We start from the raw sequence: 16,373 nt of genomic DNA, 5'->3' as shown, positions 1-16,373 counted from the left end.
GAAATCGAATTCGACCTTTAGTGCTTAAAAATCAAAAAGATGCAATATAAAATTCCTTAACTTAATGACATTGGGCGCGTGCATGCACAAACCGTATTCCGACAAGCCAGGCGAATATGGCGCTTTGTTGGCACCAATTTCTGGATTAAGCGATGTAGCTAGACAAATTGCAGCTTCAAATTTTCAGTTGAATACACATGCCATTGGCGATTCAGCAAATACGGTGATTTTGAAAATTTACAGAGAAGTTTTGACAGGCACAAAAGACCGAAGATGGAAAATTGAGCACGCTCAAGTTTTGCGTGAAGCGGATTTTGACTATTTCAAATTTGGAATTATTCCTTCGGTTCAACCTACGCATGCTACATCTGATATGTATTGGGCTGAAGACAGATTGGGGAAAGAAAGGCTGAAAAATGCATATGCTTATAAAAAATTACTTCAAAAAGCTGGAATGGTAGCTCTTGGAACTGATTTCCCAGTAGAGGAAGTGAATCCGATGCTTACTTTTCATGCTGCTGTAGCCAGAAAAGACAGTAAGGAATATCCAAAAGGTGGTTTCCAAATGGAAAATGCGTTGACCAGAGCCGAAACGTTAAGAGGAATGACTATTTGGGCCGCCTATTCTAATTTTGAAGAAAAAGAAAAAGGAAGTCTGGAAGTAGGAAAATGGGCTGATTTTGTGATGTTTGACCAGGATTTAATGAAAGTGAAAGAAAATAAAATAGTTAAAATGAAACCAACGAACACGTATTTAAAAGGAAAGAAAGTCAAATAATTATGCGGATGCGTTTGTGAATTATAGTTGTTATAGTAGGTTTGGTTTTTCTGATAATTAAATTACATTTTTGATGTTAAACGTATTTTTTTGTTTTAAATAGTAACTAAATAGCATAATTGTGTTTTGTATTTGTAACTGCTATTGCATATTTGTCGACTTAGAATTGGGAAAAAATAAAAATATAGAGTTATGTGCGGAATATTAGCCATTATCGGAAGAGGAAAAGAGGAACAATTGTTTGGAGCACTTTCAAAAAGAATGACGCATCGTGGTCCGGATGAAAGTGATTTACATGTTACTGAAAAAGGGCATATTTTAAGTCACGAACGATTGTCTATAATTGATTTACATTCTGGAAAACAACCGATACAAGGCACAAAAACGGCCTATATGGTTCATAATGGCGAAATATACAATCATCAGGAATTGAGAGATGGTGTGTTGAAAAGGCATGCTTTTAGAACCAAATCAGATTCAGAGGTTATTGTGCATTTGTACGAAGAGTTTGGATACGATTTTTGCAATATGCTGGATGGCGACTGGGCTTTTGTGGTAGTAGATGGCGATGATTTTATTGCCGGCAGAGATCCAATGGGAGTGAAACCGTTGTATTATGGTTTGGACGAAAGAGGAAGAATCTATTTTTCCTCCGAAATGAAACCTATTGCGGATCAGTGTAAAACATTTTCTACTTTTCCTCCGGGACATTATTATACTCAAAAAACAGGTTTTGTGAAATATTACAAACCGGAATATGAAGATTATTTAAAAGCCGACCAAGAATTAGATTTGGATTTAATCAGGGAAACGTTGACTGAAGCAACTCGTAAGCGTTTAATGAGCGATGTACCCATTGGAGTGTTGCTTTCAGGAGGATTGGATTCTTCATTAACATCAGCAATTGCTTCTAGGTTATTGGCGGAAAGCGGCAAAAAATTACAATCATTTTCTATTGGATTAAATGCGGATGCGCCAGATGCTTCGGCTGCCAGAAAAGTAGCGGAATTTTTAGGGACTGAACATCATGAAATTCATTTTACTGTTGCAGAAGGAATAAAAATCTTAAATAAATTAATCTGGCATTTAGAAACGTATGACGTGACTTCGGTTAGAGCAAGTACACCAATGTATTTCTTGTCGAAAGCGATTACGGATTTAGGTGTAAAAGTGGTGCTCTCAGGCGAAGGAGCCGATGAGATTTTTGGGGGATATTTGTATTTTAGAAATGCACCTTCGGCGGAGGATTTCCAAAAGGAAACTATTGAAAGAGTACAGAAATTGTTTACCGCCGATTTGTTAAGAGCGGACAAATCAACGATGGCACACGGATTAGAAACTAGAGTTCCGTTTTTAGACAAAGCGTTTTTGGATGTGTCAATTCGCATCAAAGCAGAAGAAAAGATGCCTAAAACGTACGATGGAAAAGAAAAATACATTTTAAGAAAAGCATTTGATACGCCAGACAATCCGTATCTGCCTGAAGAGGTTTTGTGGAGACAAAAAGAACAATTTTCGGATGGAGTAGGATACAATTGGATTGATGAATTAATTGATTATTGTGCTACGCAAGTTACGGACGAGCAATTAGCCGGAGCTGCAGCTGAATTTCCGTATAATTCTCCTACAACTAAAGAAGCGTATTTTTACAGGTCGGTATTTAATAAATATTATCCGCAAGTAAGTGCGGCACAAACGGTTAGGAAGTGGATTCCAAAATGGCAGGAAAACCTTGATCCAAGCGGAAGAGCGAATGCGGCACACGTCCAGGCAGATACTGAAATTGCCAAAATAGGAGTTGTAGTTTGAAACAATAATTTAAATTTTTTATAAATGAAGAACGCTCTCAATTTTGAGAGCGTTTTTTTGTAATTATATGAACAAATGTTAATAACTTAAGGGCTTTAAAAGGGAATTTAACGGTTATATAATTTGCGTTTTTATATATTTGCGTGTTAGACAAAAAGTACATTTTTTTTAGAATAAAATATATATGAGCGAAGAAATCAAGAAGGACAGTTATTCAGCAGATAGTATTCAGGCATTAGAAGGAATGGAACACGTAAGGATGCGTCCTTCGATGTATATTGGAGATGTGGGAGTTCGAGGTCTGCATCATTTAGTGTATGAGGTTGTGGATAACTCTATTGATGAGGCAATGGGAGGCCATTGTGATACCATAATAGTTGATATTAATGAAGATGGATCCGTTTCTGTTGAAGATAATGGGCGTGGTATTCCGGTAGGAATTCATAAAAAAGAAGGGGTTTCAGCATTAGAGGTTGTAATGACCAAGATTGGTGCCGGAGGAAAATTTGACAAAGATTCGTATAAAGTTTCCGGTGGTCTTCACGGTGTAGGGGTTTCGGTGGTAAATGCATTGTCAAACCATTTGAGAGCTACAGTTCACAGTAGTGATGGTAAAATATACGAACAAGAATACGAAAAAGGGAAAGCATTATACCCGGTTAAGCAAATTGGAGAAACGACTAAGAGAGGGACAATTGTTACTTTTTATCCGGATCCAAGCATATTTACCCAAACTATTGAGTATTCGTATGATACTTTATCGGCTCGTATGCGTGAATTATCTTATTTGAATAAAGGAATCACGATTACATTTACGGATAAAAGAGAATTTGATAAAGACGGAAATTTTGTTTCAGAAGTATTTCATTCTGACGAAGGTTTAAAAGAATACATCCGTTACTTAGATGGGAACCGTGAGCCAATTATTGCGCACGTAATTTCTATGGATCATGAAAAAGGAGAAATTCCGGTAGAGGTGGCGTTAATTTACAATACCAGCTATACGGAAAATATTTTCTCGTATGTGAATAATATCAATACGCATGAGGGAGGAACGCATTTGCAAGGTTTTAGAACCGGTCTTACAAGATCGTTAAAGAAATACGCAGATGCTTCCGGAATGTTAGACAAATTGAAATTTGATATTTCAGGAGACGATTTCCGGGAAGGATTGACCGCTATTATTTCGGTAAAAGTGCAGGAGCCACAATTTGAAGGACAAACGAAAACGAAACTTGGGAACAGAGAAGTTGTTTCTCCTGTAAGTCAAGCGGTAAGTGAGATGATTGAAAACTATTTGGAAGAAAATCCAAATGATGCCCGTATCATTGTTCAAAAAGTTATTCTTGCAGCACAAGCACGTCACGCAGCCAAAAAAGCACGTGAAATGGTACAACGCAAAACCGTAATGGGTGGCGGTGGATTGCCAGGAAAATTATCAGATTGTTCAGAACAGGATCCAGCAAAATGTGAAGTATACCTTGTCGAGGGAGATTCGGCGGGAGGAACCGCAAAACAAGGTCGTGATCGTGCGTTTCAAGCTATTTTACCTTTGCGTGGTAAGATTTTGAACGTAGAAAAAGCAATGCATCACAAGGTTTTTGAAAACGAAGAGATTCGAAATATATTTACTGCGCTAGGCGTTACAATAGGAACTGCCGAAGACAGCAAAGCATTGAATATCGAAAAATTACGCTACCACAAAGTAATCATTATGTGTGATGCCGATGTCGATGGTAGTCATATTTCTACTTTAATCTTGACGTTCTTCTTTAGATTTATGAAAGAATTAATCGAACAAGGGCACGTATATATTGCCGCACCGCCTTTGTATTTAGTTAAAAAAGGAAACAAAAAAGAATACGCATGGAATGATTTGCAACGTGATCAGGCAAATGAAAGAATGGGCGGAAGTGCAGGAATTCAACGTTATAAAGGTCTTGGAGAGATGAACGCAGAGCAATTATGGGAAACTACAATGGATCCAAGTTTTAGAACATTGCGTCAGGTAACTATTGACAGTTTGGCGGAAGCCGATAGAGTGTTTTCAATGTTAATGGGTGATGAAGTACCACCACGAAGAGAATTTATTGAGAAAAACGCAGTTTACGCAAATATTGATGCGTAACGTAACGTAATCATCCGTTTTTATTCTAATAGAATAACGCAAAAAAAGTAACCAAATTAACAAATAACCGAATAAACTTTAAAATATGAAAGTTACCATTGTAGGAGCAGGAAATGTAGGAGCAACATGTGCGGACGTGATTTCTTATAGAGGAATTGCCAGCGAAGTAGTACTATTGGATATTAGAGAAGGTTTTGCTGAAGGAAAAGCGTTAGATATCATGCAATGTGCTACCAATACTGGTTTTAATACCAAAGTATCAGGTGTTACCAATGATTATGCTAAAACAGCAGGAAGTGATGTAGTGGTAATTACATCTGGAATTCCAAGAAAACCAGGAATGACTCGGGAAGAATTAATAGGAATTAATGCAGGAATCGTGAAAACGGTTGCTGAAAATGTATTGAAGCATTCACCGGATACTATTATAGTGGTCGTTTCTAATCCTATGGATACCATGACATATTTGGCATTGAAATCTACGGGATTACCAAAAAACAGAATTATTGGAATGGGTGGAGCGTTAGACAGTTCTCGTTTTAGAACGTATTTGTCTTTGGCTTTAGACAAACCGGCCAATGATATTTCAGCAATGGTTATTGGGGGACACGGAGATACTACTATGATTCCTTTGACACGATTAGCATCTTATAACGGAATTCCGGTTTCACAATTTCTATCGGAAGAGGAATTGCAAAAAGTAGCTGCCGATACAATGGTTGGTGGAGCTACACTTACAGGACTGCTTGGAACATCGGCATGGTATGCTCCAGGAGCTTCCGTTGCTTTCTTGGTGGATAGTATTTTAAATGATCAAAAGAAAATGATTGCATGTTCTGTTTTCGTTGAAGGAGAATATGGTCAGGATGATATCTGTATTGGTGTTCCGTGTATTATTGGTAAAAATGGAGTAGAAGAAATTCTTGACATTAAACTAAATGATGCTGAAAAAGCCTTATTTGCTAAAAGTGCAGACGCTGTCAGACAAATGAATGACGCTTTAAAATCGATTTTGGTATAAAAATTTACATATAAAAAAGAGAAGACTGCATCTTTGCAGTCTTTTTCTTGAGATTAATCTATAAATAAATTGGTTAATCTTACCGTTAATTATATATTTGCTCGGTTTAAAAAAAATGAAGTAGCTCGATATATTCTTTTATAATATAAAAAACGAATGTAAAGTGTTCTTTCATAAGGTTTAAAGCAAAAATAAATAAATATAAAATAATTAATTTTTAGTAATAATGCAGAATAAAGGACTTATTAAATTTTTCGCAATTCTATTTGCATTGGTAAGTATTTACCAACTTTCGTTCACTTTTGTCGCGAGCAAAATTAAAAATGATGCGAAATCTTTTGCGGGTGGAAACCCTGATAAAGAAGCTAAATATTTAGATTCTATTGGTAAAGAAAAAGTATTTAGCCTTGGGTTTACTAATTTTACTTATAACGAAGTAAGTGATAAGCAAATCAACAAAGGTCTTGACTTAGAAGGAGGTATTAATGTAATACTTCAAATATCTGTTAAAGACATATTGAAAGGTTTATCGAATAACTCAAAAAATCCGGTTTTTAATAAATCTTTGGCTGATGCAACAGCAAATTTAAAAGGAAATCAAACCTATTTAGATGCATTTTTCAATGCTTTTGAAGCGAATTCAAAAGGGACCGTAAAATTAGCTTCTCCTGATATTTTTGCAAACAGAAGTTTGCAAGGTGAAGGTGGAGTCGATTTTCAAATGACCGATGCTGAGGTCGAAAAAGTAATCAAAAGAAAAGTAGATGAGTCTGTAGAAAGTGCTTTTGGTGTATTGAGAGAGCGTATAGACAAATTTGGTGTTACCCAACCTAACATTCAAAAATTAGGGGAAACGGGAAGAATTCTTGTAGAACTTCCAGGGGCTAAAGATGTAGACAGAATTAAAAGATTATTACAAAGTACCGCTCAACTAGAGTTTTGGGAAACATATAAAATAGAAGAAATTGGTAATTTTTTGATGGCAGCTAACGAGTCATTGAAGAAAACTGAAATCAATATTGCCGAAGTTAAACCTGTTGTGAAAGATTCTTTGAGCGCTTTGCTTTCGGATGGTAAAGATTCAGCTGACGCAAAAAAAGGAAATAATCCTTTGTTTGATAAAATCATTGGTCAAGGTGGAGGCCCAGTTTTGGGACTTTTCTCTCCAAAAGATACAGCTGTTGTAAACGGATATTTAAAAAGAGCGGATATTAGAGTTTTATTGGCTGCAGACCAGCGGTATGTGAAATTTGTTTGGGGAAAACCTTTGACTATTAAAGACGATAAAGCAAAAGCTGTTGAAGCAGTAGAATTATATGCTTTAAAAGGAAACCGAGACAATGTACCGGCAATGGCTGGTGGTGTGGTTACAGATGCAAGTGATACCTTTGACCAATCAGGTAAACCAGCAGTTTCAATGCAAATGAACGGACAAGGTGCAAAAGCATGGGAAGAATTAACAGGTAGAGCATACACTCAAAAAAGTAATATTGCTATTGTTCTTGATGATGTGGTGTATTCTGCACCAGGAGTTTCAACAGGTCCAATTTCAGGAGGTAGATCTGAAATTTCAGGAGCTTTTGATGTTACAGAAACTAAAGATTTAGCAAATGTATTGAGAGCAGGTAAATTACCGGCTGCCGCAGATATTGTTCAGTCAGAAGTGGTAGGGCCATCCTTAGGTCAGGAAGCAATTGATAACGGGACTAATTCTGCTTTGTTAGGATTGCTTTTAGTGTCACTCTGGATGATGATTTATTACGGCAGAGCAGGTTGGTATGCTAATATTGCATTAGCGGTTAACTTACTTTTCTTATTCGGAATTTTAGCAAGTATTGGTGCAGTTCTTACATTGCCAGGTATTGCAGGTATCGTATTGACAATGGGAACAGCTGTTGATGCGAATATCATTATCTACGAAAGAGCAAAAGAAGAGTTGCGTGCGGGTAAAACACTAGAAGAAGCCGTTAAAACTTCCTATAGCTGGAGAGGAGCAATGTCCTCGATTACGGATGCCAATGTTACGCATATTTTGACCGGAGCCGTATTGTTCATTTTTGGTTCAGGGCCAATTAAGGGGTTTGCTACTACGTTATTAATCGGTATTATAACCTCATTGTTTACTTCAATTTTTATTGCACGAATCTTTATTGACTGGAACATTAGTAAAAAGAACAATTTGACGTTTGTTACTAATTTCTCTAAAAATATGTTTGTCAATTTCAAGTTTAATTTCTTAGGAGTTAAAAAATGGACGTATTTATTTTCTAGTATTATTGTTATCATCAGTTTTACGTCATTAGCTATTAATGGTCTTGATGAAGGAGTCGACTTTGTAGGAGGGCGAACTTTTCAGGTGCGTTTTGAAAAAGCAATTGAAACTGAAACCGTAAAAGCAGAGCTAGCGGAAGTTTTTGATGGTAGTGCCGAAGTAAAAGTTTTTGGTAGTGATAATCAATTGAAAATTACCACTAAATACAAAGTGGAAGAGCCAGGAATCAAAGCAGACGAAGAAGTAAATAAATTATTGTTTACTACTTTAAAACAACATTTTTCAGCTGATATGACGTATGATAAATTTGTTAATGCTTATGATGGTAAAAAACTCGGTATTTTACAAGCGTCTAAAGTAGGGCCAACAGTTGCTGAAGATATTAAAACCAATGCTTATTGGGCGGTTCTTGGAGCAATGGCAATCGTGTTTTTATATTTGATGATCAGTTATAGAAAATGGCAATACAGTTTAGGAGCGATTGCTGCTGTTGCCCACGATGTTATTTTTGTGCTAGGAATTTATTCATTGTGCTATAAATTTATGCCTTTTGGTATGGAAATCGATCAGCATTTTATCGCTGCGATTCTAACCGTTATTGGGTATTCTATGAATGATACAGTTATTGTATTTGACAGGGTTCGTGAATATTTAGCCGGAAAAACTAAAGGTTCTTTCTCTGAAATCGTAAATCAATCTATTAATACAACGATGTCAAGAACTATCAATACCTCTTTGACGATGATTGTGGTGTTGTTGATCATGTTTATTTTTGGAGGAGAATCTATCAGAGGATTTATATTTGCTATGTTAGTTGGTATCATTGTAGGGACATACTCTTCATTGTTTATTGCAACACCAGTACTTGTAGACACCATCTCAAAAGAAGATAAAGACAGAGTCGAAAAGGCGCATCTAGAAAACTAGAAACAGCTTTTTATACCAATTAAAAAAAGAGATTTAGCGAAAGTTGAATCTCTTTTTTTATTTGTAACTTTAAACATGATTTTAATTCCTTTTTTGAAAACTGTATAATCAGATAAACGAAAATACTAGTAGTTATGCGGATGAAAGTATTAGTTATTTTAGTTTTAGTCCTTTGTATAATTCCATTTTATGCCCAAGAAAAGGCAAGTAAAGTTGATTTGGGTTTTTCGTATGGAATAGGAAATGAATTTAAAAACAGAAATTATACCTTTACAAATCAGTCTTATAAGGTGCAATTTTATTATGTTGTAAAACAAACGAAGAATTTTAAATACGCACTAGTGCTTCAGCCAGAAATTAATTTTGCAAGCCATCAACTCCTGAATATTTATTTTGTGGAGCCTGATGATCCGGATTATATTGCAAAACGGGAGCGCTATACAAAGCTAAAAGATGTAAAAGAGTACGTTCTTAATCTTGGCTTTTTAATGCGAAAACCAGTCTTTAAATCGGCGAGTATTTATGTTTTAGGGAGCATAGGTCCAATGATTATAGATACAGAAACGGAACGACTATCCAAAGGTTTTGCCTTTTCAGATGTTTTAGCGGTAGGATTTACTTTTAGGTTTAAGGGTGTGACTTTAGACGTAAGACCAAATATTCGTCATGTGTCTAATGGGGGATTACAGAAAACCAATGCGGGATATACGACTAAAAACATTGACTTTGGGATCTCCTTTTCGTTATAAAGAAAGCGTTAGCTACTAAGATGCAGCTAACGCTTTTTTTTGTTGTAATGTATTGTTATTTAGTTTGTTATTTCTTTTTCTGACGTAAGAATAAAATACAGTCCTATAAGAATAAAGGGGATACTAAGCCATTGTCCGGTTGAAAATAAACCTAAAGCACTTTCAAAACCGCCTTGACTTTCCTTAACAGATTCTACTATAAAACGGACTGTAAATAAAAGAACCAGGAACATACCAAATATAAATCCGGTATACCTTCTTTTTTCGGTTTTCCAATACAGGAAAAATAAGACTGCAAAAACAAAAATATAACAGAATGCCTCGTACAATTGAGTAGGATGTCTTACCGGAACTTGTTCCAGTAAAGAGACAAATTTAGGGTCGTTCGCAATGGCTGAGTACGCAGCTTGAGGATTGGGTATTTGAGTCGCATTGACCGCGTCCATAGCACTAAAATGGTCTTTCAAGAATTTTATTCCAAAGTCAGAAGTCGTTTTATGACCAATAATCTCCGAATTAAAAAAGTTACCCAATCTGACGAAAATAGCACCGCTTGCAACAGGAATAACCACCCGGTCCAAAATCCATAACTGGGGTTTTTTCAATATATTTTTACTGTAAAAATACATAGCAATAATTATTGATATGGCAGCACCATGACTTGCTAAACCTTGAAAACCTGTGAATTCCCATCCTTTTATAATGTATAAAATCGTTTCGTTTGGATTTTCTCGTATTGGCATAAAAATTTCCAATAAATGATTGCGATAATACTCCCAATCGTAAAAGAAAACGTGACCCAAACGTGCACCAAGTAAGGTCGCTAATACAGTCCAGATAAATAACGAATCTAATTTTTCTATTGATTCCCCTTCACGATCAAAGATATTTTTCATAATATACCAGCCTAATCCAAAAGCAATTACAAACATTAAACTGTAATAACGAATGATAAAAAAGCCTAAATCAATTCCTTCTGATGGATTCCAAACGATGTTTAAAGCGTGTGTCATGTATTGTATTTTATATGTTTGACGTAAAAATAGAGATTAAATGTAAAATTCGTATTAAAAAAGAGAATCTTTATGCGTACATGATTTTTTGGGAACCGGATCATAGCCGGTTTTTCCCCAAGGATGGCAACTAAAAACACGTTTTATACCTAAAAACCCGCCATAAAACAAACCGTGGGTTTGTAAAGCTTCAATCATATACGAGGAGCACGTGGGTTCAAATCTACAAGCCGCAGGTGTAAAGGGTGAAATGGCCACTTGATAGAAACGAACCAATAGTAAAAATGGGTAAATGATGATTTTTGATAACATGATTTTAAAATTAAAATTTCTCTGTTGTTATTCAAAATTATTTTTCAGGTGTAATCGATTTCGGTATTTAGCGGACTAGATACTAAACGAAGTTCCTTCTTTACCATCTTTTAACTGAATTCCTAATACAATCAATTGATCCCTTATTTGGTCAGAAAGTGCAAAATTCTTATTGTCGCGAGCTTGTTTTCTCATTTCAATAAGCATATTGACCGTTCCTTCTAACTTATCGTTATTGCTGTCCGAGACTTTTTCGTCTTCTAATCCTAATACGTCAAACACAAATGCATGCATTGTTTTTGCAAAATGGTTTAAATCTTCCGCATTCAAGGTCTCTTTTTTATCCTTTAATAAATTGATAAAACGTACACCTTCAAACAACTGCGCAATCAAAATTGGCGTGTTAAAATCGTCATTCATTGCATCATAACAGGTTTGCTTCCAAGCCGGAATGTCAACGGTGCTTTTTGTGTGAACAGTGATTTCTTTCAACGAATTCATCGCTTCCATCAATCGTTTGTATCCTTTTTCGGCAGCAACAATGGCATCATCAGAAAAATCAAGAATACTTCTGTAATGCGCCTGGAGCATAAAAAATCGTGCTACTGATGCTGAAAAAGCTTTACTTAAAACGGTGTTTTCTCCAGTCAATATTTCTCTTGGCAAAATATTATTTCCCGTAGATTTTGCCATTTTTTTTCCGTTCAAAGTCAACATATTGGCGTGGAGCCAATAATTAACCGGAGTTTGACCGGTACAGGCTTCGTTTTGTGCAATTTCACACTCATGATGCGGGAACTTTAAATCCATTCCGCCACCGTGAATGTCAAAATGATTGCCTAAGTATTTAGTGCTCATTGCAGTACATTCTAAATGCCATCCAGGAAATCCATCACTCCAAGGCGAAGGCCAACGCATAATATGTTGAGTTTCCGCTTTTTTCCAAAGCGCAAAATCCTGTGGATTTCTCTTGTCACTTTGCCCGTCAAGATCGCGGGTATTGGCTAGCATATCCTCAATGTTTCGGCCACTTAATCTGCCGTAATGATTGGTTTCATTAAATTTTACCACATCAAAATAAACAGAGCCATTGGCTTCATAACCAATTCCTTTTTCAATTATGGTTTTGATAATTTCAATTTGCTCAATAATATGTCCCGTTGCAGTAGGTTCGATACTTGGTGACAAAAAGTTAAAAGCATTCAGAATTTCATGAAAATCAACCGTATAGCGTTGCACTACTTCCATTGGTTCGAGTTGTTCCAGACGTGCTTTTTTGGCAATTTTATCCTCACCTTCATCCACATCGTCCACAATATGCCCCACATCCGTAATGTTTCTAACGTAGCGTACTTTGTATTCTAAATGCAAAAAATACCTAAAAATCACGTCAAAAGACATAAAGGTACGCACATTTCCAAGATGTACATTGCTGTAAACTGTAGGTCCACAAACATACATTCCTACATTTCCTTCATGAATAGGTTTGAAAATTTCTTTTTCTCCTGAAAGAGAATTGTATATTTTTAGATTTTGGCTATTGTATAATGGCATTGTAGATTATTGTTTTCCCCACCCCAGCCCTCCCAAAGGGAAGGGAGTTGAGACGTGAATGCGTTATTAATAATTGTTGTAATCTTGTTCTGATCTTACCAAGCTGGGCTCCCTCTCCTTTGCAGAGGGTCGGGGAGAGGACTAGAACTTAGTTTCTAATTTAATGTAATCTAAAAACTCTCTGCGAGTGACACTATCTTTAAATTTTCCGCCAAATTCAGAGGTTACGGTACTACTTTCAATATCACTGATTCCTCTTGAATTTACACAAAGGTGCTTGGCATCGATTACACAGGCTACATCTTCTGTACCTAATGCGATTTGTAATTCCTGAACAATTTGCATGGTTAAGCGCTCCTGAACCTGAGGTCTTTTAGCATAATATTCTACGATACGGTTCATTTTAGACAAACCAATAACTCTGCCGTTTGAAATATAAGCCACATGCGCTCTTCCTATAATTGGTAATAAATGATGTTCACAGGTAGAATATACGATGATATTTTTTTCAACTAACATTTCACCGTACTTGTAATTATTGTCAAATGTAGATGCTTTTGGTTTTTTAGCAGGATTTAAACCGCCAAAAATTTCCTTTACAAACATTTTGGCAACACGATTGGGCGTGCCTTTTAAACTATCATCGGTCAAGTCCATTCCAAGTGTGATTAGAATGCTCTCCACGTCCTTTTTTATTTTTTCAATTTTTTCCTCATCAGAAATGACAAAAGCATCATCTCGTACTGGATTTTTTGCGGATAAACTAATATGGTTTTCTCCTATTTCGTCTTGAAATTCTTCGTTTTTTATCATTAAAAGCAACTATTATTGTTGGTGTAAATATTTAAGGGGTAAAGGTAAATAATAAAAATCAAAAAATTTCTATCGCTCCTACTATTTAAGACTACTTTATTGGTTCAGCCGCCCGTTATACTCTCTTTTTTGGATCTAAAAAGAAAAGGCAATAACGAACTCGTTACTGCCTTTTATAAAATAGTTCCGGTTCCCTAAAGGGGATGTCTACCAAAATGTGTTTGATTATACTTTCGTTAGTGTCGCATTATAAACAGGAATCGCTGCTTTCAGGATTCGTACTGCGCTAATTAAATCTTCTTTCTTTAAAACATAAGCAATTCGAACCTGATTTAATCCCATTCCCGTAGTAGAGTAAAAACCGGCTGCTGGCGCTACCATTACTGTTTCTCCATTTAGGTCATAACTTTCTAATAGCCATTGCGCAAAAGCATCGGCATTAGCAACTGGTAGTTGCGCAATACAATAAAAAGCCCCTTTTGGTTTGCTTACAATAACACCATCTATTTTATTTAATTCTTCAATCAAAGTGTCTCTGCGTTCTCTATATTCTGAAATTACTTCGTCAAAATAACTTTGTGGAGTGTCAAGAGCAGCTTCGCTTGCAATCTGTTCAATCGTTGGTGGACTTAATCTTGCTTGTGCAAATTTCATTGCAGTAGCCATCAGTTCCTTGTTTTTAGAAACAATGCATCCTATTCTGGCACCGCACATGCTGTATCTTTTTGAAACAGAATCAATCATGATTGCATGTTCTTCAAGCCCGGGAACATTCATTACTGAATAATGGACATCACCATCATAAGTAAATTCACGATATACTTCATCAGAAATTAGAAATAAATCATGTTTTTTGACTAAGGCAGCCAGTTGCATGATTTCTTCTTTTGAATATAAATAACCTGTTGGATTTCCTGGATTACAAATCAGGATCGCTTTTGTTTTTGGCGTAATCAGCTTTTCAAAATCAGCTACGGCCGGTAATGCAAAGCCGGTTTCAATACTCGAGATTACTGGAACTACAGAAACTCCTGATGCGGTTGAAAATCCATTATAATTTGCATAAAATGGTTCCGGAATAATGATCTCATCACCATGATCCATCGTGCTGCCTATAGCAAACATCAAGGCTTCAGATCCTCCGGTGGAGATTATAATATCTTCAATATGTACAGGAATTCCTTGATTTGTATAATAGGCAGCTAATTTTTTTCTATAGCTTTCATTCCCGGCGGAATGGCTGTATTCTAAAATAGTTAAATCTATATTTTTAATCGCATTCATAGCAACTTCAGGAGTTCTGATATCGGGTTGGCCAATGTTTAAATGGTATACTTTGTGGCCTTTATTTTTCGCTATTTCAGAGTAGGGAACCAATTTTCGTATTGGTGATTCAGGCATTTGTTTGCCTTTATTTGATATTGTTGGCATAGTTTTAAATTATTGAATTGCAAATTTGCGATTTTTTTTTCGAATTTATCACAATTTATGCCCGGATATATCATATAAAACAAGGTTTTGTTTTATATTTTTAGTATTTTTATAAAAAGATAGCACAATGAAAAGAACGCTAAATTTATTTTTTTTAATCTTCTCGATATACAGTGTTTTGGCGCAGCAAGGATTTCAGTTTGAAAAAAATGGAGACAAAATTAGTGTGCCTTTCAAGTTGATCAATAATTTAGTGCTTCTGCCTATAAAAGTGAATGGAGTTGAATTGAATTTTTTATTGGATTCCGGTGTGGAAGAGACCATATTATTTAGTTTGGAAGAAAAAAAAGAAGTTCGTTTTTTTAACGCGGAAAAAGTACTATTAAGAGGATTAGGGAGTCAAGAGGCGGTCGAGGGATTGAAATCGACCAATAATATATTGCAATTCGGCAGCATGTTGTATGCGGATCATATGGTTTATATTGTTTTGAATCAGGATTTTAATTTATCCTCTCATATTGGGATTCCTGTAAACGGAATTATAGGATTTCAGTTTTTTAGAAATAATCTGGTTGAAATTAATTACTCTAAAAAGAGAGTTATAGTCTATAGCGATACCGCTAAAAATAGAAAAAAAATAGTTAGAAAGTTCAAAACTATTCCTATCGCTATCGAGAAATCAAAGCCGTATTTAAAAGGTACGGTGTTGTTGAATAATAAGGAACTGGTGGTCAAGTTGCTGATTGATATAGGAAATAGTGATGCAATATGGTTGTTTCAGGATCGCTCCGAATTTCTTAAAGTTCCCCCGAAAAATTTTGCTGATTTTTTGGGCAGAGGATTTAGTGGTGATGTTGAAGGAAAAAGAGCCAGAATTCAAAAATTCGCAATGAATCAGTTTGTATTTAATAATCCAATAGTAGCTTTCCCGGACTCTACTTCAATTAGGAATGTTACTATGGTTCCTGATCGGATGGGATCAGTAGGAGGAGAGATTATGAAAAGATTTACCGTTATTTTTAATTACCCTAAAAAAGAAATGTATGTAAAAAAAAATAGTCTTTACAACGATCCTTTTGCATACAATAAAAGCGGAGTAGAGATCCAGCACAACGGATTACAGTGGGTTCAGGAAACTGTTCGGATGGAAACCGTCCCTTTGTTACCAAAATATAATGAGTCAGGCGAAACTAAAGTACTCAATGACTTTAAATATAAATTCCAATTAAAGCCTATTTATGAGATTGCAAATGTTAGAAATAATTCGCCTGCAGCAAATTCAGGAGTACAAAAAGGCGATATTATTATTTTAATCAATAACGCTCCTGCTTATAGATATTCGTTGCAAAAAGTTAATTCTCTCTTTAGATCTGAGGAGGAAAAATGGATAACATTGGAAGTGGAAAGAAACAGTCAGATTCTGAAATTTAGATTTCAGTTACAGGATTTTCTCTAACAAAAAACGCCTCCAGAGGGTTTCAGGAAGCGTATTGATGTGTACACATGGAATTTAAATCCATCAAGTAGGTCGGGTAAAAATCAAATAGGACACATTGGATTTAGAGG

12 protein-coding genes are annotated in these 16,373 nt (G+C 35.7%); 7 read left to right on the top strand and 5 right to left on the bottom strand.

Annotated features, from left to right (window positions below):
- Positions 1-64 precede the first annotated feature (64 nt).
- From EKL95_RS13340 to EKL95_RS13315, 6 genes are all read left to right on the top strand, one after another.
- The gene (locus tag EKL95_RS13340; protein WP_410503659.1) at positions 65-778 is read left to right on the top strand and encodes an amidohydrolase; all 714 of its coding nucleotides are present in this window, start codon (positions 65-67) and stop codon (positions 776-778) included.
- A 192-nt stretch (positions 779-970) separates the two neighbouring features.
- Positions 971-2,587, top strand: a complete 1,617-nt coding sequence (gene asnB, locus EKL95_RS13335) for an asparagine synthase B (RefSeq protein WP_126564405.1) — start codon at positions 971-973, stop codon at positions 2,585-2,587.
- A gap of 184 nt (positions 2,588-2,771) precedes the next feature.
- Positions 2,772-4,715, top strand: a complete 1,944-nt coding sequence (gene gyrB / locus EKL95_RS13330; protein WP_126461045.1) for a DNA topoisomerase (ATP-hydrolyzing) subunit B — start codon at positions 2,772-2,774, stop codon at positions 4,713-4,715.
- An 85-nt stretch (positions 4,716-4,800) separates the two neighbouring features.
- Positions 4,801-5,736 carry a malate dehydrogenase gene (gene mdh / locus EKL95_RS13325; protein WP_126461042.1) on the top strand — a complete coding sequence of 312 codons (936 nt, stop codon included), beginning with the start codon at positions 4,801-4,803 and terminating at the stop codon, positions 5,734-5,736.
- 226 nt (positions 5,737-5,962) lie between these two features.
- Positions 5,963-8,935, top strand: coding sequence for a protein translocase subunit SecDF (gene secDF, locus EKL95_RS13320; RefSeq protein ID WP_126564404.1), 2,973 nt, complete (start codon positions 5,963-5,965; stop codon positions 8,933-8,935).
- A 140-nt stretch (positions 8,936-9,075) separates the two neighbouring features.
- Positions 9,076-9,684: an acyloxyacyl hydrolase gene (locus EKL95_RS13315; RefSeq protein ID WP_233588548.1), complete on the top strand. Its 609-nt coding sequence runs from the start codon at positions 9,076-9,078 to the stop codon at positions 9,682-9,684.
- A gap of 59 nt (positions 9,685-9,743) precedes the next feature.
- Here EKL95_RS13315 and lgt read toward each other — a convergent pair whose 3' ends face one another.
- The 5 genes from lgt to EKL95_RS13290 form a co-directional block, all read right to left on the bottom strand.
- Positions 9,744-10,697 carry a prolipoprotein diacylglyceryl transferase gene (gene lgt, locus EKL95_RS13310; protein ID WP_126454092.1) on the bottom strand — a complete coding sequence of 318 codons (954 nt, stop codon included), beginning with the start codon at positions 10,695-10,697 and terminating at the stop codon, positions 9,744-9,746.
- Positions 10,698-10,751: 54 nt separating this feature from the next.
- Positions 10,752-11,009 carry a membrane protein insertion efficiency factor YidD gene (gene yidD / locus EKL95_RS13305; RefSeq protein ID WP_126461032.1) on the bottom strand — a complete coding sequence of 86 codons (258 nt, stop codon included), beginning with the start codon at positions 11,007-11,009 and terminating at the stop codon, positions 10,752-10,754.
- Positions 11,010-11,084: 75 nt separating this feature from the next.
- Positions 11,085-12,563: a cysteine--tRNA ligase gene (gene cysS, locus EKL95_RS13300; protein ID WP_126564402.1), complete on the bottom strand. Its 1,479-nt coding sequence runs from the start codon at positions 12,561-12,563 to the stop codon at positions 11,085-11,087.
- 141 nt (positions 12,564-12,704) lie between these two features.
- Complete coding sequence (folE, locus tag EKL95_RS13295; protein ID WP_126461026.1) at positions 12,705-13,376, bottom strand: GTP cyclohydrolase I FolE; 672 nt, start codon at positions 13,374-13,376, stop codon at positions 12,705-12,707.
- Between the two features lie 225 nt (positions 13,377-13,601).
- Entirely contained in the window at positions 13,602-14,807 is a 1,206-nt protein-coding gene (locus EKL95_RS13290; RefSeq protein WP_126564401.1) for a pyridoxal phosphate-dependent aminotransferase, read from the bottom strand.
- A gap of 127 nt (positions 14,808-14,934) precedes the next feature.
- Between EKL95_RS13290 and EKL95_RS13285 the strand changes: the two genes are divergently transcribed.
- On the top strand, positions 14,935-16,263 hold the full coding sequence (locus EKL95_RS13285) for a PDZ domain-containing protein (RefSeq protein ID WP_126515796.1): 1,329 nt from the start codon (positions 14,935-14,937) through the stop codon (positions 16,261-16,263).
- The last annotated feature ends 110 nt before the right edge of the window (positions 16,264-16,373 follow it).

The organism is Flavobacterium sp. LB2P53 (assembly GCF_003970305.1).
Classification (GTDB): Bacteria; Bacteroidota; Bacteroidia; order Flavobacteriales; family Flavobacteriaceae; genus Flavobacterium.
Note: the sequence above shows the minus strand (reverse complement) of the source record. Positions and strands in the feature narration are given on the sequence as shown.

Coding starts and splice junctions, on each gene's coding strand:
- EKL95_RS13340 (WP_410503659.1), top strand. CDS start 65: ATGACATTGGGCGCGTGCATGCACAAACCGTATTCCGACAAGCCAGGC.
- asnB (WP_126564405.1), top strand. CDS start 971: ATGTGCGGAATATTAGCCATTATCGGAAGAGGAAAAGAGGAACAATTG.
- gyrB (WP_126461045.1), top strand. CDS start 2,772: ATGAGCGAAGAAATCAAGAAGGACAGTTATTCAGCAGATAGTATTCAG.
- mdh (WP_126461042.1), top strand. CDS start 4,801: ATGAAAGTTACCATTGTAGGAGCAGGAAATGTAGGAGCAACATGTGCG.
- secDF (WP_126564404.1), top strand. CDS start 5,963: ATGCAGAATAAAGGACTTATTAAATTTTTCGCAATTCTATTTGCATTG.
- EKL95_RS13315 (WP_233588548.1), top strand. CDS start 9,076: ATGAAAGTATTAGTTATTTTAGTTTTAGTCCTTTGTATAATTCCATTT.
- lgt (WP_126454092.1), bottom strand. CDS start 10,697: ATGACACACGCTTTAAACATCGTTTGGAATCCATCAGAAGGAATTGAT.
- yidD (WP_126461032.1), bottom strand. CDS start 11,009: ATGTTATCAAAAATCATCATTTACCCATTTTTACTATTGGTTCGTTTC.
- cysS (WP_126564402.1), bottom strand. CDS start 12,563: ATGCCATTATACAATAGCCAAAATCTAAAAATATACAATTCTCTTTCA.
- folE (WP_126461026.1), bottom strand. CDS start 13,376: ATGATAAAAAACGAAGAATTTCAAGACGAAATAGGAGAAAACCATATT.
- EKL95_RS13290 (WP_126564401.1), bottom strand. CDS start 14,807: ATGCCAACAATATCAAATAAAGGCAAACAAATGCCTGAATCACCAATA.
- EKL95_RS13285 (WP_126515796.1), top strand. CDS start 14,935: ATGAAAAGAACGCTAAATTTATTTTTTTTAATCTTCTCGATATACAGT.